The sequence below is a fragment of the Clostridium sp. genome, from assembly GCF_051278035.1.
Classification (GTDB): Bacteria; Bacillota; Clostridia; order Clostridiales; family Clostridiaceae; genus Clostridium_AD.
In genome coordinates this window covers 1-18,880 of record NZ_JBNMNU010000082.1, presented here as the reverse complement: position 1 = coordinate 18,880, position 18,880 = coordinate 1, and the positions used below count along the sequence as shown (strand labels likewise).

Below are 18,880 nucleotides of genomic sequence, written 5' to 3'. Positions count from 1 at the left end.
GAACTTGCTTCGCAAATTCAGTGTAGTAATTTCTTCCTGTCCTTGCACCATCACATCCTCCAATTAAGAAGAAGTGCCTGATTTTACCGTCTTTAACTGCATTAACTATTGTTTCAGCATGAGCCAATGTTGCTTTATGACCAAATCCAACTAGAATTTCTTTAACTTCTTCATCTTTTTCGAATCCGCCAAGTTCTAGCGCTTTGTTTATCATTTCAGAGAAGTCCTTATGACCATTCTCATCAGCAGCTACATGTTTTACTCCATCCCAACCAACAACACTTGTCGAAAAAATTCTATCTTTATAAGAATCTCTTGGTTTCATTAAGCAATTTGTTGTCATTAGAATACAGCCAGGTATGCCATCAAATTCCTTTTGTTGATTCTGCCAAGCTCCTCCAAAATTACCTACTAAATGAGCATATTTATTAAGTTTTGGATAGCCATGGGAAGGAAGCATTTCCCCGTGGGTATATATATTTATTCCTTTGCCCTCTGTTTGTTCTAGTAGCATTTCAAGGTCTCTTAAATCATGACCAGAAATTACTATAAATGGTCCTTTTTTAATATTTACGTTAACTTTAGTAGGTGTTGGAGAATTATACTTCTCATTATTGGCTTTATCTAATACCTCCATAACCTTAACGCTCATATCTCCAGTTTTAACTAAGTACTTGATAAGGTCTTGAAGACTCAAACTATCATCGGTAAGTACTGCAAGCCCTATAAAATAAAAGTCGTCTACCTCATCACTGTTATATTTAATAAATCTAGCTTGATGTGCATATGCCGCAATTCCTTTTAAACCATACTTTATAGTTTCACGAACGGAACGAATATCTTCATCTAAATCTTCATCATACATAACGCCTGCTTTTTTAGCGTCTTCAAGCATTTGTTCCTTAGAATCACTTAGGTTATATAAAGCCTCTTCAGAATTCACCTTTTCTCCGGCAGCTTTTTTTCTAACTTCTTCTTTAATTATTTGAGATTTTTTGAGCATATCTATATGAGAATTTGGATCAAAGTTTACATTAGTTAGTGTCATAAAAAGTGAATTTTCAACAAATGAAACCCATGTCTTAGGAAGTTTTTCACCTTTGGCTAAAAGTTTAGTAGCATAACAACTAATTCCTTTTAACTGATAGATGAGTAAATCCTGCATTGCTGCAATCTCCGGAGTTTTTCCACAGACTCCTACCTTAGTACAACCCTTTCCACCGAAAGTTTGTTCACATTGAAAACAAAACATTGCTCCTTGCATATGTAACCCTCCTATAATTTTATATTATTATAATCATAGCATACACTTATTTCCCATTAATATTCAAAGTTAATTATTAAAATTCATATTTTCAGCAACTAATTACTATCTATTATAATAATAATTAGCATAATATTAAAATACAAAAAATAAAAACAATTTATTACTTGACACATGACAACCTGTCATATATAGTTATGACAGGTTGTCATACATGTAAAGGAGTGATTAGCTTGCCAACAGAGACCTTCTTAAATTTACATCTTGATAAAAAAAACAAGATAATTAATGCGATAAAAAAGGAGTTTGCTAGAGTCCCCTTTGAGAAAGTATCCATCAATAAGATTGTGCAGGAAGCCGATATTTCCAGAGGCAGCATCTACATGTATTTTGATGATACAATGGACATGGTGACCTATGTTTTATCCAGTTACCATGATAAGGTTACGTCCATCATTAAAAATAGCCTTAAACAAAATAGCGGAAATATATTTGCAGTCTTTAGTGATATTTTAAAGTTCACAGCTGAATTTGGAACAGCAAAAGAAAACATTGCCCTTTGCATGAATATATTTTCTAATCAGACGGTTCAAAATGACATTTTATTACAATTTGCAAATTGCAGCAGAACTAAAGATCATTATCTCTGGTTTATGCAGTATGTGGATACTAAAAACTTGAATATACAAAAGAGAAAAGACGTGTACGCTATTATAGATATATTGGTATCCGTCACTCAAAGAGCCACAGTAGATATCTTCCTAAACATTGAAAGAAAAGATGAAATAATTGAAGACTATAAGAACAAAATAACCATTTTAAAACGGGGAATATTAAAATAAAATTTTTGGAGGTTTTATAATTGAATTTTGATTTTTTAACGGTTCCACTTGAAAATTTGTTTTTCTTTATACAAAGTGGAATTACTATAATTATACCTAATGAAGATTTATCATTTGGGCTCGCAATAATTGGTTTTACAATTTTAATAAGGGTGGTATTGTTGCCATTAAGCATTAAACAAACAAAATCAACTGCTAAAATGGGTGCAATTGGACCAGAAGTTAAGAAAGTACAAGCAAAATATAAGAGTGATCCACAAAAGTCTCAGCAAGAAGTAATGAAACTTTATAAAGAAAATGACGTTAATCCAATGGGTGGATGTTTACCAATGATTATACAAATGCCTATTTTATTTGCTATGTTTTATGTATTTAGAAATGTGGATATGAATGGTGCCGGTTTTTTATGGATGAAGGATTTAACATTACCTGACCCTATATATATATTACCTGTATTATCTATGGTTACTACATACCTTTCATCAAAACTTATGCAGCCACCAACAGTACCAGGTGCAGATAAGTCTAAGCAAACTTCAACAATGAATGTTGTGATGGCTATTTTTATGGGATTTATGAGTCTCAACTTCAAAGCTGCACTAGTATTATATTGGGTAATAAATAACGTACTACAAGTAGTTCAAACTTTGGCTATAAATAAATTAGAAGCTGCAAAAAAAGAGATATAACTATATATTTAAAACAAAACACCCTTGACCAATTGAATTGGTGGAGGGTGTTTTTATTGGACATCTAATTAGTTATATAATATTCTTATAAAGTAACGCGATATTTTGCAATCTTAATCGTATATATAATGATGATAGTTAAAGAGATGGAGGTGACGGTTTGGAAGATGACATATTTGTTAAAATCTATAACAAGTATTTGCCATATGTATATAGATACCTTTATGGGCTTACATATAATCACCAGACTGCAGAGGATTTGACCCAAGAATCATTTATTAAGGCCTTATGCGTTCTTCAATCTCCCAGTGAAAGTATTAAATCCTGATTATTAACCGTTGCTCATAACCTTTATGTTGATTATGTAAAAAAAAACAGAAGATTGGATTTTCGGAAGGATAGTTTCATTAATCAAATTAAGGTACAGGATTTCACTGAAGGACTAATGATAAAGGAAAGTACCAGTTCAGCTTTTCTATTAATTAGACAACTTCCAGAAAACCAGCGACAGGCAGTCCTCTTATGCCTAGTAAATGAACTTCCATATAACCAAGCAGGAGAAATTTTAGGCATCAGTGTCTCTGCTGTGACAAATTTGATTTACAGAGCAAGAAAAACTCTTAGATCCTTAAGGAGGAATATTAATGAATAATGAGTTTCAGGAAAAACTGCAGCTATATAAAGAAGGCAAATTAAGCCAGAATGAAGCCTCCGAAATCGAATATGAAATAGATAAATTCTCTGCCATGACGGATTATCTTAACGATGATGATAAAGCATTTTTAGAGGAACTTAAGCAGCAGATACCACAAGGCAATACAGAAGAAAATAAACCTATTAAACTTTTAAAACGCAGAGTTAATTTAAGGATTATTATGGTGACCGCAATTTCAGTTTGTTCTGTTTTAATAATCATTATGTTTTTGTATTTTACAACATCAAAAATTGTGACGTCATTATTTGCATTAGATCATAAAGAAGCATACGTAAAGAGAGCAACAGTAACTCAATTAGTGCAGATATTTCATCCTCAATATGAGTTCCATGGAAGTAGCGGTGATATATTACCTTTTGCACAACAAAATGTTCATGTGTACCTTGATAACACTGTTGGACATACGCTAATAAAGGAAACTGAGATAAAAGTCAAATTTAGTTTTGGAAGGCCTGTCAGATCAGAAGCAGCATTTGATTTTTCATTGTTACCAATGGAGTCCTCTTCTTTGTTAAATACCGATGAATCTAACCAAAGCCCCATACCAGATTTTACAATTCTAGAAAAGGCTCCCGAGGGGACAAAGGCAAAAATATTTATTAGGTTCAATAAAGCTTTAACCCCCCAGCAGCTAAAAGTGCATTTTATAAATCAAATAAGCACTGAAGATACTACACCTTTAAAGTTTACACCTTTGGTAGCAATGGATTCAGATTATATCTTAGCAAATCCTTGTTATTCTAAGTTTACACCCTTTTATCCATATAATAAAAGTAATAATAATTATGCTAAATATTTCGAGAGTAACCACTTAAAGCAAATACGATATGATAACATGGATGACAAGGCCCACAGTGAGTCTTTTGTTAGCAACCTCAATCTTATAAAAAGCAACAAAAGCCTACTTCAGGTAATGTACTATGAAGATATGTTCGAAAATACAAATATAGATGATACAATTAAACAAGTTGAAATTAATGGTATCAAATATGTGGGTATGTATATTTCTGCAGACAGCAAAGAGCTATTAAAACTTAAAGGTAATTCACTTATTTACGGGATACAGGTGGAGAATATAGTTGTTTGGTAAAAATAATTCGAATAATTTAGTATTTGATATACAAAGCTTCCATTGGAATCACTTTCAATGGAAGCTTTTTTAAATCATATTAATATTCTAAAATATCCTGCTCTCTGAATAAGCTTGAAACAGCTTCATCGTAATCGCATAATCTTTCCGATTTTTTAATTCTTTTTGCATACTTTACATTATCTGAAAACGCTGAAATCATATAAAACCATAGTTCTTTCATTTTGAACAAGACATTCCTATCTCCAAAGAGTATTCTTTTATAATCTTCATAAATTTTATCATGAAAGTCTTTCAACAATTCTTTTTCAAGTTTTATATTATCTGTAATATAGCTGTTAAATCCAGGACTTCTTAATAATCCCCTTCCAAGCATTAAAGTATCTACAGTAGGAAAATTCGCAGAAAACTTCTTATAATCTTCACTTGTAAAAATATCGCCATTATAGCAAACAGGATTTTTACTTAAAATCAATGCCTCCTTGAAAATTTTAAGATTAGGCTTGTTTTTATAAAAATCTTTTTGAGTCCTTGGATGAATAATAAGCTCTTCTATTGGGTATTTGTTGAATATTTCGATTAAATCATAGAATTCTTCAGGTTGGTCTTTTCCTATCCTTGTTTTTATTGAGATTTTAGTTATCCCTTGTGAAAAAATATCATCTAAAAATACATTAAGTTCTTCTCTTTTCGAAAGAAATCCGGCACCTTTATTTTTTGAAACTACAGTTCCAGAAGGACATCCTAAATTTAAATTGATCTCATTATATCCTAGATACTTTATTTTCTTTGAAGTATGAATAAAATCTTTTGCATTATTGGTTAGTAATTGTGGAATCATAACTAGTCCCTTGTTGTTTTCAGGCAAAATATCATTTAATTCCCGAGTTTTAAAACTTTCACTTTGATTTGCAACAATAAAAGGTGAAAAGTACTTATCTATATTATTGAAAAAAGTATTATGGGCATTTCTATAAATGTAGCCCGTCAAACCTTCCATAGGTGCGAAATAAAAATTCATGTATCTAACAGCTCCTTTATCTTTCAAGCATATAATCGCAATTTTAATACCCACTTGTACAAGTAGCTGTACACATAAGGCCTCTTTTCTAATAGTAATATTTAAATTATACCATTATTAGAATACAGTTCCTATCTATAAATTAATATTATTTAGTCCTACTAAAATAATCCATTCTATAATCAACTCATAGGAAAACCCACAACTAATTAATTAGTTGTGGGTTTTCACTGATGTAGGAGATTGGGGTATCAAACCCTATTAATATTTGTTCACATTTAATTCTTATATATTTTTTATCGCTTCTTTTATTTCTTCAGATTTACAATTAGCAAAGAAATATTCTTTGAATTTTTCTCCGCCTATAGCGCCCTTTAATAAATCTTGATCTATTTCTTTTAAAATCGTTATCATATCCTTATATGTTACTTTTTTAACTTCATCCAATATCTTTTTGTTTCTTTGTTCTGGAACAACTCTGTCCCTTGGATACCCTTGACCACTCTCACCTTGAAATAACTGTTCAAATATATATCCCAAATTTAATTCTGCTCCCCATCCAAATCCCTTTGCAAAAGGTATTGCTATTGCATTTCCATCATTAACTTGTGCAAACATAAACGCATCTGTAGGATCTTGTACATGGCCACATATTACTCCTGGAAATGAATTACACGCTAGCATTGCTCCTTCTCCAGTACCACATCCAGTTATTACATAATCAGCTGCTCCTGAATTTAATAGAATAGCTGCTAAAATACCATTTTGAACATATGTTAATTGTGCATCATCCTCTGCGCTATACATTCCATAATTAAATACTTCATGACCTTTTGGCTCCACCACTTTTTTTAATGTTTCGTATATAATCCCATTTTTTGCTGCTTGACTGTTTTCGTTAATTAAAGCAATTTTCATTTTATATTCCTCCTCGTATTTTTATTATATTAGATAAATATATATTATTTATTTGTTTCTTCAAATTCTGTAATCGTATTTCACAATGTAGATTCATTCCAATTTACAATACAATCTAATACTTGTTGACCAGACTTCTCATTTTCACATTCAATTTGATCAATCAAAATACTTGCTGCTTGTTGCCCTTCCTTGAAAGCAGGTTGAACAATAGTTGTTATGCTTGGCGTAGCAAAATTAGTCCACTCAGTATTATCAAATCCCATAAGACCTAAATCAGGCATTAAATGATAATAATTTTTCAGTGCCATAAATACCATTGGTAAAGCCCAACAGTTAGGAACAAAAATTAATTGCTTTTCTTTTTCATTAACATGTTTAACAAGAAAACTCAGTATTTTTTCAGAAATTTCTATATCATTATCTTCAACAATTAATTTCCCATAACCTAAATCATGCTCTAATAAAGCATCAATATAACCAGAAGTTCTTTCAATACGGGTGCTTAATAAACTTGTTTCAGCTGTAATTAGAATAAATTTTTTGTATCCTTTATTTATACAAGCAACAGTTGCTTCATAAGTAGCCTCATAATTGTTTGTTTTTACCCATTTTGTTTTATTATCGTAAACATTGCTGTCAAAAAAAACCATTGGTTTTTTTATTTTTTTATTAATTTCTTTAAATTGAATTGTAGGTTGGACAATAAAACCATCAACACCCATAGATAACATTCTATCTATATAGTTTTCTTCTCGATCATAATTATAATTACTATTTGCTACAATAAGTTGATAACCCTTTTTGCTTGCTACATCCTCAATGCCTTTAACAATTTGATTTGAAAATGTATTAGTAATATCTCCTATCATTATCCCAAGCAGCTTGGAACCTTTTAAATTTAAACTTCTAGCAGCAATACTCGGTTTGTAATTTGTTTCTTTAATTACTTTTTCTATTTTTTGTCTTGTTTTTTCAGACATCTTTTCCATTTTACCATTCAAATAAAAAGAAATAGTTGTTTTAGAAGTATCCGCCAAATGTGCAACTTCTCTAATTGTAATCTTACCGGTATGTGCCATATTTAACCTCTTATCCTTATCTTTATATTCTTATATTAACATAAAAAAAACATATAGTAAACTAGTTTACTATATGTTTTTTTTATTATTTCCCCTGTCTACTTGAATTCCTTTTCAATAACATCTGTTAATTTCTTACAAGGAATAACCTTTATATTCTTAAATTTAATCCCTGTTTTCAAACAATTCATCGGTATATATGCCTTTTTAAAACCCATTCTATCAACTTCTTTTAGTCTTTGCTCAAGTGATGGCACTTTTTTCAATTCACCGGTAAGACCAAGCTCTCCTATAAAGACTGTATCAGTAGATATCCCATGGTTTAATGCGGAAGATGCAATACTCATTACTACAGCAAGATTTACTGATGTTTCAGTTAATTTAAGACCACCTGTTGCTTTTATAATAACATTTTTATCATAAAGTCCTACGCCTCCCCTTTCCTCAAGAATTGAGATAAGAGTTCCTAATTGTTCCTTCCTTGCAAAGCACTCGCTTAGTCTACTTGGATAAGGTGTAAAAGATTTAGATACAAGACTCTCTACCTCTACAACAATTGGTCTAGTACCGTCCTTTATAACAGCCAAAGCACTCCCCGGAACTAACTCTTCCCTTTTGGTCATAAAAAACTCCGATGGGTCAGCTATTTCTTCCATACCTATTTCTGACATGCGGAATAAACCACTCTCAGAAGTGTCCCCATATCTATTCTTTTTGCTAATTAAATGTTTAAGTTCCTCTCCATCTTCTCCCTCTATGTACAATACGGTATCCACTAAATGTTCTAGAATTCGAGGACCTGCCATCTCATCAGCCTTTGTCATTTGGCCAACAAGAAATACAGCTCTTGGTCTATCTGGATTTTTTGCTTTATCCTTTAAAGCTGTGGCACATTCAATTACCTGAGTAGGCGATCCCGCTCTTGAGCCTGAATATTCGTCTAAAGTAAATGTTTGAATACTGTCAAGTATTATTAAGTCTGCATCAACCGTTTCTATATGTTGTAGTATCTCATCTAACTTGGTATCAGAAACTACCCAGAAATTATCAGCTAATTCTTTTACCGTACGGTCAGCTCTATTTTTAATTTGACTATTGCTTTCTTCTCCAGATGCATATAAAATTTTGTATCCTTTTAAAGACAGAGCATTTGTGAGTTGCAGTAAAAGGGTTGACTTGCCCATGCCAGGAGGCGCTGAAATTATACTTATACTATCTCTAACTATTCCGCCACCCATAACCCTATCAAATTCTGAAACTCCTGTAACTATCCTGTCGCTGTTAGATTGTACAATCGCTCTTAGTTTTGTTGGGTTAGTTGTTGTTACCATTCTACTTAAGCTCGCTTTACTGGAGCTTGCTTTAACTATTTTTTCTTCATATGTATTCCATGCACCACAATCGTTACATTTCCCCATCCATTTTGGAGCATGCGCTCCACAGTCTTTACAGATATAAACTTTTTTATCTTTAGCCAATTAAATACATCTCCTTAGCTACATTATTAACATGCATTATACCATACTAATCAATTATAAATCATTCTTAATATTTAAACTTTTCCATAAATACACGATCAATATAGTCTTTTAATTTCCAGCTTAGTCTCCCCATATTGGCCATTCCCTTATATTGCATAATTCCTTTTTTATTCCCAGCAGATATAATAGCCAGATAGTCTACCTGAGGTATATATTCTTTTAATCCTTCATTATCGATAAATTTCAGTATATTGTTAATCAAGTATGGAGCTTCCCGAGTAGCATAAACACCAACCTTTTTCACATATTCAAAATCACAAAAAGAAATGCAGTCTCCCGCTCCGAAAATAAAAGGATAGTCAACGGACTGAAGATAGCGATTTACCACCATATAACCACCCTTATCAACTGTAAACCCCGAAGCCTTATACATCGGATTTGACTTTGGTCCGGCAGCCCATACTAAAAAATCATATTTTATTTGTTCTCCAGATTCTATAAAGAGATTAATTTCTGAAACACTTGATATTTTACTCTGAGATAAAATTTTAATTTTATCTTTCTCAAGCTTTTTCAAGGTCTTTTCTCTGACATTTTCATTGTATCCCTTTAATATTGAATTCCCACTGTGCGCTAAAATAATTTCTACGTTTATCTTCATTTTGCATGACAATGATTTTAAAGCAAATGCCATTTCAATCCCCGCCGCTCCCGCGCCTACTATTACCACCTGACTTTCTTCAAACATCTGCGCTATAAAATTTTCCCGAAGCTTAAATAGATTTTCTAATGGCTTAACGCAATATGCATATTCCACAACTCCCTGAACATTCTTCCCAGCCATCTCAGACCCTGTATCCACAGAAATCACATCAAAAGATACTATTTCATGATTTTCTAGTTTAACACATCTATTTTTAGCATCAATTCCAGTTATCCTACCTTTTATATATTTTACCCTACTCTTCTGGCACATTTTCTTTAAATCAAAGGACATGTCCTCCTCTTTGTAGATTCCTTCCACATATCCAGCAGCCATTCCTGAGTAATACTGATATTGGCCTGGAGTCACAAGAACAACTTCAAGTCCTGGAATGTTTTTCAAATAAAACTGCTTTATAAGAAATACATGAGCATGACCACCACCCACTAACAGTAATCTTTTAGGCTTTTGCATAATATTCACCATCCTCATTTTGTACAAAATGAAGGTTATTTGTTGGAAATATAAGTCCTACCCTTTGTCCTAGCTTTAAAACCTCATTTGAAAAATCTTCAACAAGTAAGTTTATATTTCCGTCTGTTACTCTATAGGTCGCTTGTTTGCCTGTTACGCTGCAATTATCTACACTGTAATAATTCCCACTAAAATCAAACTTAATCTGATGTGGCCTTAGTAGTAGTTCCATATTTTCGCTTTTATATATTGGGGCCTTAAAATTGCCAATAATGGTATTGAAAATATTTCCCGTTCTTTTACCGGGAATGAAGTTGCACTCTCCCATATACAGTGCCGTGGTTTTATTTACAGGTTTGTAATAAATATTTTGTGGTGTATCCAGTTGCGCAATGCGCCCATCTACAATAAAAGCAACGGAGTTAGATAGCGCAAGGCTTTCATTTCTGTCATGAGTAACAAATATAATTGTAGATCCCTCAGTCGCCTGTATTTTTTTAATTAGTCCACCCATTTCGCTCCTAAGTCCCGGATCAAGACTAGAAAATGGCTCATCCATAAGTAAAATTTTGGGCTGCGGTGCCAATGCTCTTGCTATTGCAACCCTCTGCTGTTGTCCTCCTGAAATCTCAGATGGCATCCTTTTTTCAAGCCCTTCAATTTGTAAAAGCACCAGAAGCTGCTGGACCCTGTCCATTATTCGTTTTTTATTCCACTTTTTCACTTCAAGACCAAAGCATATATTTTCTTCAATTGTCATATGAGGAAAAAGTAAAGGGGACTGAAAAACATATCCAATGCCCCTTTTTTCGGATAAATGTCCGGTTACTTCTATATCGTCAATGATAACACTCCCTGTATCGGGCGCCAAAAGTCCTGCTATTATGCGGAGAATAGTCGTTTTACCTGCACCCGATTCACCTAAAATTGAAAGTAATGCGCCCTCTTCAACTTTAAAATTTATATTATCCAGTATTTTTTGCTTTCCATATTTTTTTGAAATATTATTAAGAATAATTTTCACCTTCATGACTTCCTCCCCTTAAACAAAATTTTTAATAGCATAGCATACACCCCTACAATTGCGCCTCCAAGTATAATAAGAATTACGTTCATTGCCATGCCTTTGGGGAGCAAACTAAGGTCAGGATTAATGAACAAGCTATAAAGTCTTGATGATAGGGATACTGGTGAAATGCTTCCTAATAGATATGGTACCTCAAAGGATCCTAGTTCATATGCAAATACAATACAGGATGACCATATTATTGCTCCAGAGCTTAAAGGTATATAAATTTTGCGTAGAATAGTGAGTCCGCTAGCACTTAAAGATTTTGCCACATCTTCATATGTGCTGCTGATTTTGGACATGACATTAAGTACAAATAGCGCTATAAAGGGCGTTCCTTTGAAAACATACACCCATATTATACCTAGTCCCCTTCTGTCAAAAATAAGTTCTGGAAAACTTTTTAAATCCTTCAGTACTCCTATATTGTACATAAGCCTAGAAATAAATCCTGTTTGACTTAGAGTTATCATTGCTAGAAAAACCACATACAGATATGGAATAATCAGCCCCATCTGCAATGCTTTCTTAACTATAACCTTGACATATGAATTTTTTGAGGTAACAAAACAGTAGGCAATGATGATTCCAAGAAAAGTAGATAATATTGTCGCCGTGCCAGCTATATAGACAGAGTACAGCATATCCCTAAGAAAGCTATTTTGCTTAAAAATTTCTTTGTAGCTATCTAGATCAAAAGTATCAAATCCTAAAACAGGAATATAACCCATGCTTTCCTTTACAGTTTCTATAAGTCCACCACCAATCAGCACAATATACAGTATCAAAATAGGTGATAAAAGTACATAGGGTGTAATCCTCTTAAAATGCATTATTTTCCTCCAATTTCGCTTATCCATATTTCCTTGATCCAGTCGATATATTGGGATTTCATTTCTGGAAGTCTATGCTTTGACAATTCTTTAATAGAAAGTGCACCCGGACCTGCCTCTGCAGCTTTAAGTTCTGTATTTCGATCATCACTTAGCTTACCTACATCTATTGCTGGCATATCTCCCCAGACTTCTGCTTTCAATTTTTCTATTTGAGCTTTTGGGCTTTGTAGAAAATCAATTACAAGTAGTGCAGCTGCCTTGTTTGGCGAATTATAAGGCACAGCAAGGTAATGCGAATTCCCTATAGTTCCAGTGTCAAAAACAAAGCTTTTTACTGTTTCAGGGTATTCGCCTTTTTTTATAAGCCCTGCGGTTTTACCTATTTCAAATCCCATAGTCATGGCAATCTCACCATTTTTGAAAAGCTCATCCTGCTGGGACTGAGTTACTGGTAATGCCTTTCCTTCTCTCCATAGATACTGGTTCATTTCCTTAAAATAATCCACAACTGGCCTTGAAATTTGGAGGAATTCTTCTTTGCTCATATCCTTTTGAAAAACATCACTTTTCCCCGTAATCTCATAATAGGCAGTCCTAATAAAGGATACTCCTACAAAATCATCGGGAAGCTTTGGGTATGTAAATTTACCGGGGTTCTTTTTAACCCATTCCATTAATTCCTTGAAGTTTTTCGGTGGGACAGTAACTACTTTAGAATCATAGGTAAGTACCAGCTGTGCCCTACCCCAGATGGCTTCAGAGCCTTCTATGGGAATACCTGTATCAAACTTTAAATCATCTGCATTTCCATCATAATACTTCTTTAGGTTTGGTAAAAGTTCAGTAAATGGCCCCCATATAAGCCCACCTTGCTTTGCAGTCCTAAAATTTTCTCCATTGATCCATAGCAGATCTGCTGTCCCTTGATTTACGCTACCTTTTTTCTCATTTAGAAGTTTTGTGATAAACTCAGGTGCATTCATGGGCACTCTTTTAAGTGTTATTCCATACATCTCCTTTACATTTTTAGCTACAAAGCCGTCCATGTATTTGTTGATGCTTTCATTCCCACCCCACATTAAAATTGTGGCCTCTTTGTTTTTACCTTGATTCTCTACATTTTCCCATGAAGTGAATTTTACTTCGGTACTACTTAATGATTTATTAGAAGAACACCCTGAAAGCATGAATAGAGATAGCAGTATTACAGTGATTTTTCTGATTCTCATGATTTTCTCGCTCCTTTTATAATTTTCTTACCTCTTTTTTATAAACACTTTAATAATATAACTAAATATAAATATAATAATAGCTAATATAACTAAACTAGTAATTATCTTTGAATAAGAGCTGAGTTTAGACATTTCATTACCTAAAACTACATAAGCTATTGTTCCAGGTACCATACCAATGCCTGTAGCAATTAAAAACGGAATTAACTTCATATTACTTAAACCCGCAGCATAGCTTAAAAAATCAAAAGAAATAAATGGTAATAGTCTACCTACTAATATAACCTTAAATCCTTGCTTATTACTTATTTCATCGACCTTCTCCCATATACCTTTTGCTAATTCAATTCTTTTCACAAAAGCCTCTCCAAAAACCCTTGATAAATAAAATGTGCCTAACGCCCCAATCATAGCTCCAAACCAAGATATAAAAGTTCCAAACCAAATACCAAAAACAGCTCCATTAGCCCCCGCAATTAAAAAAGAGGGAATTGGAGCTATAAAAGATTGAAGAATCATAAGTAAAATACTTAATATCGGTGCAGCAATACCCCATGATCTAATTATATTTGCAACCTGTTCAATGGATCCCTTAGAGATAATATCAATTATATTTTTAAAATTCTCCCTATATATATAAGTAAGCAATAGTACTACAACGAATGAAACCAAATAAATAATATGTTTTTTACTTAACTTCTTAAACACCATTGAATTATCCTCCGAGTTTTATTCCATTAAATCATCAGTAAATTAATTTGTCATTTTACTATATTTAATTACTTTATAAAATCTTATGATGCCTGTTAAAAATATAATAGCGTTGAATATCATTAGTATTGGCATTATATGATTTTCAAATATTAACATTAGTGAGAACACTATAAATGTTTCAGTCCTCTCTGCTATTCCAGTATCATAATGCATGCTTTTTTCAGAGGCATTCTTAAATAATGCTCCTGCTACAACAAATGTTGTAAAATTAAAAATCACTGAAATATAGAACACGATATAGGCAAGGTAATTTGTCGGAGCAAGGATAGTGAATCCAAGAATAATAAAAGCTTCTACCATTCTGTCAAAAATAAGATCCATGTAAGCGCCACATGCGGAAGATTTGCCTGTAAGTCTTGCAACGCTTCCATCTAAAGCATCCAAAAGACCGGAAATCCATAATAGAATCAGCGCTACTATGGGTTTATTAAATCCTATAAATATAGCAGAAAACAAACCTATAGCAAAAGCTACTATTGTTATGGCATTGGGTTTGATTTTTAAACTAACTAAAATTCTCGCCAGAAAATTAAACATAGGCTCAAATTTTCCACGCCATCTGGTATCAATCATTTTAACGCCACCTTTTAAACAACTCTTAACAATGGAACAATAATTTACTTATAAAGACCATCTAAATTTTTTTATCTGACTCTAATAATATCTTTAATGTTATCTTAAAAAAAATAATTTTATAAGCTTATTCTGCCACGCTTTAAATGAATTCTTTAAGACCTTCAAAGATGCAAACTTAAAAATTTCAGCTTCTGTTGGGTAAGAAAATATCATGTTTAGATAGTTTGTTGCCTTAAGTTTTTTCGTAATAGCCATGGTAGCTAAAGGAATTGTTTCCCCAGCTTTTTCTCCTACTAATGTAGCCCCAATTATTCTTCCTTTTTTTCCTAAAATAAGCTTTAAAAAACCAATTCTATCATTTTCTGTTTTAGCTCTATCAATCTCATCAAGAGGGACTATTATAGCTTCTCTAAATAATCCTGTTTTTTTTGCCATAGGCTCTGTATATCCAACATGGGCCACTTCTGGCTTAGTATATGTTGTCCAGGGCACTGCTGAATAATCAACCTTGGAACCTAGATGAAAAATAATATTTCTAATTACAATACCTGCCTGGTATCCCGCCATATGTGTAAATTGATAAGGACCTGTTGCATCTCCACAAGCATATATGTTATTTATATTAGTTTGAAGTTTTTTGTTAACTACAACATAACCTCTTTCATTTAATTTAACTTTAGCTTTTTCAAGTCCTAGTCCATAGGTAACCGGTCTTCTTCCCAAAGATACCAGAAGATTATCACCATTTATTTCCTGGATTTTACCTTCACTCTCAATAACCACAATTATACTCTCATTGATTTTTTTAACTTCTATAATTTTTGATTCTAACTTCAAATCAATTTCATCCTCAATAAAAACCTTTTCCATTAAAGGACCAACTTCTGCATCATCTTTTCCAAACAAACTAGTTCTCCTGTCAATAATAGTTACTTTTGACCCTAGGTGTCTAAACCCTTGACCAAGTTCTAACCCTATGGGACCTCCACCTAGAATGATAAGATGGTTTGGTAGTTTTTTTAACTCAAATACGTTTCTGTTAGTTAAATATGAGACGTCTTCTAATCCTTTAATTTTAGGAACAACAGGCTGGGATCCTGTTGCAATAACAATGGATTTTGAAGTAATTATTCTGTCATAAACTTTAACAGTATGGTTATCTAACAGTTCTCCCTGCCCAATGATAACATCCACTCCAAGACTTTCATATCTTTCTCTTGAATCATGTGGCTCTATTTCCTTTATCACAGATTTTACTCTTTCCATTATATCAGCTAGATTTACTTCCTTTATAATAGATTCTAAGCCACACTTCTGTGATTCTCTTATATCCTTCGCTAAATGAGCGCACTTTAAAAATGCCTTACTTGGCACGCAGCCAGCATTAAGACAATCTCCACCCATCTTTTCTCTTTCAATAAGTGCAACCTTTGCACCAAGAGTTGCTGCCCCAGAAGCCACAACTAAACCAGCACTTCCTGCGCCAATAACTATAATATGATAATCATACTTCATTATTTATGACCCCTTTCGTCTATTCATACCTCTTTTAGTTTTGAAAATATTTTTATTTTCACTAAAAGTTATTTTATAGTGATTATATCATAATTATGGTCAATCATTACATTGACTTTTGAACTTGTTTCACTATATATTTTCTTAAAATAGAAATATAGAAGTGCCCACCCAGAGCGAAGTCTTAATCTCATGAGATATATTCGCATTCATCTTTCTTGTCATCCGTACGTTGTGATTGTACCCTTATGGTGAAATTTGATACATAGCTAAATCTATCCTATCAAAGCTTTTATAATTATTATATCTATTGTATTAGACATTTCTTTAAATTAGTTATTTCAACAATAACCAAAGCGTATGTCATATTTTACTATTAACTATATTGAAATTTATTATATGAACATTTTACCACACATTCGAATACTTTTGATAAACTCAATAAAATTGACGAAAAATAAACGAAAAAATTAAAGTTACAATATGCAGTAAAGAAGTTATGGGATATAGGTCATTGGGAACTGGTTTCTTAATTGAAGGATCTGCAAAATTCGTTAAATCAGGTGCGGATTTTGATATGATGAAAGTAGCAGGAGTTATAATAACTCCTGCTACTTTTATAATTTGGGGAATTGAATTATATTAAAAGAACACACTTTCCACTTACCGTCGTCTTTTACTAGCTCTACAACCCCTTTGCCTACGTCCGCTTGTATGGTTCTACCATCAGAAGATATAAAATCATATTCAACTGCGTAAAGATAGCTTATTTTATTAGTATCTACAAAATCTTCATACATGTTTTCGCCAAAATAAATATGTGTAACTTGTGCTGTATCCTTATTTTCGGAACATATTTTCGTAATCAAAATGTTGAACTTATTCGTCGACGCCTCTTCATATCCTTCTTTTGTCATTAAAGGTATTATATTTTTGTCAATCGACTTCATTCTTTCAAGGAATGCATCACTTTGTTTTTTATAGTTTTCTTTGCTCTCTTGGTCTTCCTCAGTTATCTCAGGTGGTATAGGTGTTTTAAAATTAGTAACTTCTTTTGTATCTACTGTGTATATACTTTCAATAAATGCTTCACCAGCTTTTTTTCCTTTTCCTTCATCAAAACTAACACATCCAACTAAGACTAATGCAATTAAAGCACAAAATATCCTAATTACTTTCTTCATGACTATTACCCCACCTTTTCTTCATATAATTTTAGTTAATATCTTTCGTATTTTCTTATTATACCAAATATGCATAAGATTTAAGTTATCACCATTTATCTTAAACATAGCCAAATAATAAAATTAAACTACTTCACAATAAGCAGTTACTGAATTTAATGTTACTCCAGTCAATTCTATCTCACTAACTTTCTGTCTATGCCAAAAACGTTACGTTACTGCATTCTCCTTATATATATTAGATAAAGTTCTTTCAAAAAGGTTTCACAATTTCGAAACTTTTTCGTTCTTTTTTCATCTAATCTACATAACCATTTAGAAAAATCTAAAGATGCTTATGCGGAGGTGAAATCCATGAAAAAAATACTATCAATTTTAGCTTATACTTTCTTAATTACTGGAATTATGTCCTCAAATGTTTTTGCAGCTTCTATTAATGATATTCCAGATAAAAATGTAAGCCAAAGTGAGATGTTTTATTCTAATGCTAATTACAACTTAAATGTCGACATTCAAAATACAACTACTGATTCATTTGTTAATGGGGGAGCTTCTATTTACCAGTCAGATACCGGATATATTAAAGCACAAGGATTAACAGAAAGTTATATGAATGTTTACACTATAGGGTACACATTGTATGTTGAAAAATATGTAAACGGATATTGGATTATAATTAAGACATTCTCGTATAGTTTAAACAATATTAATCGAGCTACAGCTAATCATAGTCTACCAGTAGCATCTTACAGTTATTATAGAGTTAGATGTACAAATCATATAATAAATAACGGTGTAAAAACATCTAAATCATCAATAAGTAATTCAATATATATAAATTAGAATAAAGCCCTAAAATGGGCTTTATTCTAATAATCCAATTATTCTTTTCATTTGAGTATCTGTAAAGTTATATGGCATAAGTACATCATTTTTTATATTATTATCAAACCAAATCATCGTTTTAAAGTTTTTATCATCAGTAGCAAATTTAATTTTTAAGTTATTGATAATAATATCCTCAGTCCGTAGGTTTGAACTCATAGAAATTGTTTCTGCTCCATTTTCAGACACAGTGCTTTGATAAATTCCAATTATTTTTCCTGTACTATTTGTATAAGTTTGATTAACACTAAAAAAATCACCCATAGCTTTTACAAGTTTTACAGTTTTTAAGTTATAATCTTCTGGTATATACTTTGGTACCAAAAGTTTAAAAGGAACCTCTTTTTTAGCCTCACCAATTGTTACTATCTTTTCTATCTGATCTGCACTATCATTTGATTGTAATACTGGATAGGTTATAATAAGTTGTACATTAAACATTCGGTCATGATATAATATATAAAAAGGAGAGTGTAAATATCATGGCAGGAAAAACAAAAAATTATACTGAAGAATTTAAAAAGCAAATA

At 32.3% G+C, this 18,880-nt stretch carries 20 protein-coding genes and 1 pseudogene; 7 read left to right on the top strand and 14 right to left on the bottom strand.

From position 1 onward, the window contains the following. Window positions 1–1,264, bottom strand: a 1,264-nt coding sequence (gene hcp / locus ACJAX4_RS13155; RefSeq protein WP_435789918.1) for a hydroxylamine reductase, incomplete at its 3' end; no start/stop codon positions are given. A gap of 233 nt (window positions 1,265–1,497) precedes the next feature. Here hcp and ACJAX4_RS13150 point away from each other — a divergent pair. The 5 genes from ACJAX4_RS13150 (at window position 1,498) to ACJAX4_RS13130 (ending at window position 4,600) form a co-directional block, all read left to right on the top strand. Beyond that, a complete protein-coding gene (locus tag ACJAX4_RS13150; protein WP_435789917.1) occupies window positions 1,498–2,106 on the top strand; it encodes a TetR family transcriptional regulator in 609 nt (202 codons plus the stop codon). 20 nt (window positions 2,107–2,126) lie between these two features. Further along, window positions 2,127–2,795 (top strand): membrane protein insertase YidC, encoded by a 669-nt coding sequence (gene yidC, locus ACJAX4_RS13145; RefSeq protein WP_435789916.1) that lies wholly within the window; start codon window positions 2,127–2,129, stop codon window positions 2,793–2,795. 160 nt (window positions 2,796–2,955) lie between these two features. Then, the gene (locus tag ACJAX4_RS13140) at window positions 2,956–3,123 is read left to right on the top strand and encodes an RNA polymerase sigma factor (RefSeq protein WP_435789915.1); all 168 of its coding nucleotides are present in this window, start codon (window positions 2,956–2,958) and stop codon (window positions 3,121–3,123) included. A gap of 54 nt (window positions 3,124–3,177) precedes the next feature. Beyond that, a complete protein-coding gene (locus ACJAX4_RS13135; protein ID WP_435789914.1) occupies window positions 3,178–3,447 on the top strand; it encodes an RNA polymerase sigma factor in 270 nt (89 codons plus the stop codon). Beyond that, complete coding sequence (locus ACJAX4_RS13130; protein WP_435789913.1) at window positions 3,440–4,600, top strand: anti sigma factor C-terminal domain-containing protein; 1,161 nt, start codon at window positions 3,440–3,442, stop codon at window positions 4,598–4,600. Before ACJAX4_RS13135 ends, ACJAX4_RS13130 begins: the two co-directional genes overlap by 8 nt. A 79-nt stretch (window positions 4,601–4,679) precedes the next feature. On the opposite strand, the gene ACJAX4_RS13125 is transcribed toward ACJAX4_RS13130, so the two are convergent. The 11 genes from ACJAX4_RS13125 to ACJAX4_RS13075 all read right to left on the bottom strand — a co-directional run bounded on the left by ACJAX4_RS13125 (window position 4,680) and on the right by ACJAX4_RS13075 (window position 16,281). Next, a complete protein-coding gene (locus ACJAX4_RS13125) occupies window positions 4,680–5,621 on the bottom strand; it encodes a tRNA dihydrouridine synthase (RefSeq protein WP_435789912.1) in 942 nt (313 codons plus the stop codon). Window positions 5,622–5,906: 285 nt separating this feature from the next. Next, entirely contained in the window at window positions 5,907–6,539 is a 633-nt protein-coding gene (locus ACJAX4_RS13120) for an RpiB/LacA/LacB family sugar-phosphate isomerase (RefSeq protein ID WP_435789911.1), read from the bottom strand. An 80-nt stretch (window positions 6,540–6,619) separates the two neighbouring features. Further along, window positions 6,620–7,621, bottom strand: a complete 1,002-nt coding sequence (locus ACJAX4_RS13115) for a LacI family DNA-binding transcriptional regulator (protein ID WP_435789910.1) — start codon at window positions 7,619–7,621, stop codon at window positions 6,620–6,622. A gap of 98 nt (window positions 7,622–7,719) precedes the next feature. Next, window positions 7,720–9,099 carry a DNA repair protein RadA gene (gene radA / locus ACJAX4_RS13110; RefSeq protein WP_435789909.1) on the bottom strand — a complete coding sequence of 460 codons (1,380 nt, stop codon included), beginning with the start codon at window positions 9,097–9,099 and terminating at the stop codon, window positions 7,720–7,722. 67 nt (window positions 9,100–9,166) lie between these two features. Beyond that, window positions 9,167–10,279 carry an FAD-dependent oxidoreductase gene (locus tag ACJAX4_RS13105; protein ID WP_435789908.1) on the bottom strand — a complete coding sequence of 371 codons (1,113 nt, stop codon included), beginning with the start codon at window positions 10,277–10,279 and terminating at the stop codon, window positions 9,167–9,169. Continuing rightward, window positions 10,266–11,309: an ABC transporter ATP-binding protein gene (locus ACJAX4_RS13100; protein WP_435789907.1), complete on the bottom strand. Its 1,044-nt coding sequence runs from the start codon at window positions 11,307–11,309 to the stop codon at window positions 10,266–10,268. Before ACJAX4_RS13100 ends, ACJAX4_RS13105 begins: the two co-directional genes overlap by 14 nt. Then, entirely contained in the window at window positions 11,306–12,181 is an 876-nt protein-coding gene (locus tag ACJAX4_RS13095) for an ABC transporter permease (RefSeq protein WP_435789906.1), read from the bottom strand. Before ACJAX4_RS13095 ends, ACJAX4_RS13100 begins: the two co-directional genes overlap by 4 nt. Continuing rightward, window positions 12,181–13,413: an ABC transporter substrate-binding protein gene (locus ACJAX4_RS13090; protein WP_435789905.1), complete on the bottom strand. Its 1,233-nt coding sequence runs from the start codon at window positions 13,411–13,413 to the stop codon at window positions 12,181–12,183. The genes ACJAX4_RS13095 and ACJAX4_RS13090 overlap by 1 nt, the downstream gene beginning before the upstream one ends. Window positions 13,414–13,440: 27 nt before the next feature. Then, window positions 13,441–14,127: a TVP38/TMEM64 family protein gene (locus ACJAX4_RS13085; RefSeq protein ID WP_435789904.1), complete on the bottom strand. Its 687-nt coding sequence runs from the start codon at window positions 14,125–14,127 to the stop codon at window positions 13,441–13,443. 42 nt (window positions 14,128–14,169) lie between these two features. Beyond that, entirely contained in the window at window positions 14,170–14,763 is a 594-nt protein-coding gene (locus ACJAX4_RS13080) for a CDP-alcohol phosphatidyltransferase family protein (RefSeq protein ID WP_435789903.1), read from the bottom strand. A 99-nt stretch (window positions 14,764–14,862) separates the two neighbouring features. Next, a complete protein-coding gene (locus ACJAX4_RS13075) occupies window positions 14,863–16,281 on the bottom strand; it encodes a dihydrolipoyl dehydrogenase family protein (protein WP_435789902.1) in 1,419 nt (472 codons plus the stop codon). Window positions 16,282–16,741: 460 nt separating this feature from the next. On the opposite strand from ACJAX4_RS13075, the pseudogene ACJAX4_RS13070 reads away from it, so the two are divergent. Further along, window positions 16,742–16,867 (top strand): annotated as a pseudogene (locus ACJAX4_RS13070) (FMN-binding protein); the annotation flags it as partial. Window positions 16,868–16,898: 31 nt separating this feature from the next. Here ACJAX4_RS13070 and ACJAX4_RS13065 read toward each other — a convergent pair. Further along, window positions 16,899–17,465 (bottom strand): hypothetical protein, encoded by a 567-nt coding sequence (locus ACJAX4_RS13065; RefSeq protein WP_435789901.1) that lies wholly within the window; start codon window positions 17,463–17,465, stop codon window positions 16,899–16,901. Between the two features lie 354 nt (window positions 17,466–17,819). On the opposite strand from ACJAX4_RS13065, the gene ACJAX4_RS13060 reads away from it, so the two are divergent. Continuing rightward, window positions 17,820–18,308, top strand: coding sequence for a hypothetical protein (locus ACJAX4_RS13060; protein WP_435789900.1), 489 nt, complete (start codon window positions 17,820–17,822; stop codon window positions 18,306–18,308). A 21-nt stretch (window positions 18,309–18,329) separates the two neighbouring features. Here the strand turns inward: ACJAX4_RS13060 and ACJAX4_RS13055 are convergent, their stop codons facing one another. Beyond that, window positions 18,330–18,791, bottom strand: coding sequence for a DUF4367 domain-containing protein (locus ACJAX4_RS13055; RefSeq protein WP_435789899.1), 462 nt, complete (start codon window positions 18,789–18,791; stop codon window positions 18,330–18,332). Window positions 18,792–18,880: the final 89 nt, after the last annotated feature.

What these genes read in the sequence shown, in the direction of transcription:
- ACJAX4_RS13095 (WP_435789906.1), bottom strand. Translation starts at nt 12,181, where the DNA reads ATGCATTTTAAGAGGATTACACCCTATGTACTTTTATCACCTATTTTG.
- ACJAX4_RS13085 (WP_435789904.1), bottom strand. Translation starts at nt 14,127, where the DNA reads ATGGTGTTTAAGAAGTTAAGTAAAAAACATATTATTTATTTGGTTTCA.
- ACJAX4_RS13080 (WP_435789903.1), bottom strand. Translation starts at nt 14,763, where the DNA reads ATGATTGATACCAGATGGCGTGGAAAATTTGAGCCTATGTTTAATTTT.
- ACJAX4_RS13125 (WP_435789912.1), bottom strand. Translation starts at nt 5,621, where the DNA reads ATGAATTTTTATTTCGCACCTATGGAAGGTTTGACGGGCTACATTTAT.
- ACJAX4_RS13055 (WP_435789899.1), bottom strand. Translation starts at nt 18,791, where the DNA reads ATGTTTAATGTACAACTTATTATAACCTATCCAGTATTACAATCAAAT.
- ACJAX4_RS13115 (WP_435789910.1), bottom strand. Translation starts at nt 7,621, where the DNA reads ATGGCACATACCGGTAAGATTACAATTAGAGAAGTTGCACATTTGGCG.
- ACJAX4_RS13100 (WP_435789907.1), bottom strand. Translation starts at nt 11,309, where the DNA reads ATGAAGGTGAAAATTATTCTTAATAATATTTCAAAAAAATATGGAAAG.
- ACJAX4_RS13120 (WP_435789911.1), bottom strand. Translation starts at nt 6,539, where the DNA reads ATGAAAATTGCTTTAATTAACGAAAACAGTCAAGCAGCAAAAAATGGG.
- ACJAX4_RS13065 (WP_435789901.1), bottom strand. Translation starts at nt 17,465, where the DNA reads ATGAAGAAAGTAATTAGGATATTTTGTGCTTTAATTGCATTAGTCTTA.
- ACJAX4_RS13075 (WP_435789902.1), bottom strand. Translation starts at nt 16,281, where the DNA reads ATGAAGTATGATTATCATATTATAGTTATTGGCGCAGGAAGTGCTGGT.
- ACJAX4_RS13130 (WP_435789913.1), top strand. Translation starts at nt 3,440, where the DNA reads ATGAATAATGAGTTTCAGGAAAAACTGCAGCTATATAAAGAAGGCAAA.
- ACJAX4_RS13105 (WP_435789908.1), bottom strand. Translation starts at nt 10,279, where the DNA reads ATGCAAAAGCCTAAAAGATTACTGTTAGTGGGTGGTGGTCATGCTCAT.
- ACJAX4_RS13090 (WP_435789905.1), bottom strand. Translation starts at nt 13,413, where the DNA reads ATGAGAATCAGAAAAATCACTGTAATACTGCTATCTCTATTCATGCTT.
- ACJAX4_RS13060 (WP_435789900.1), top strand. Translation starts at nt 17,820, where the DNA reads ATGAAAAAAATACTATCAATTTTAGCTTATACTTTCTTAATTACTGGA.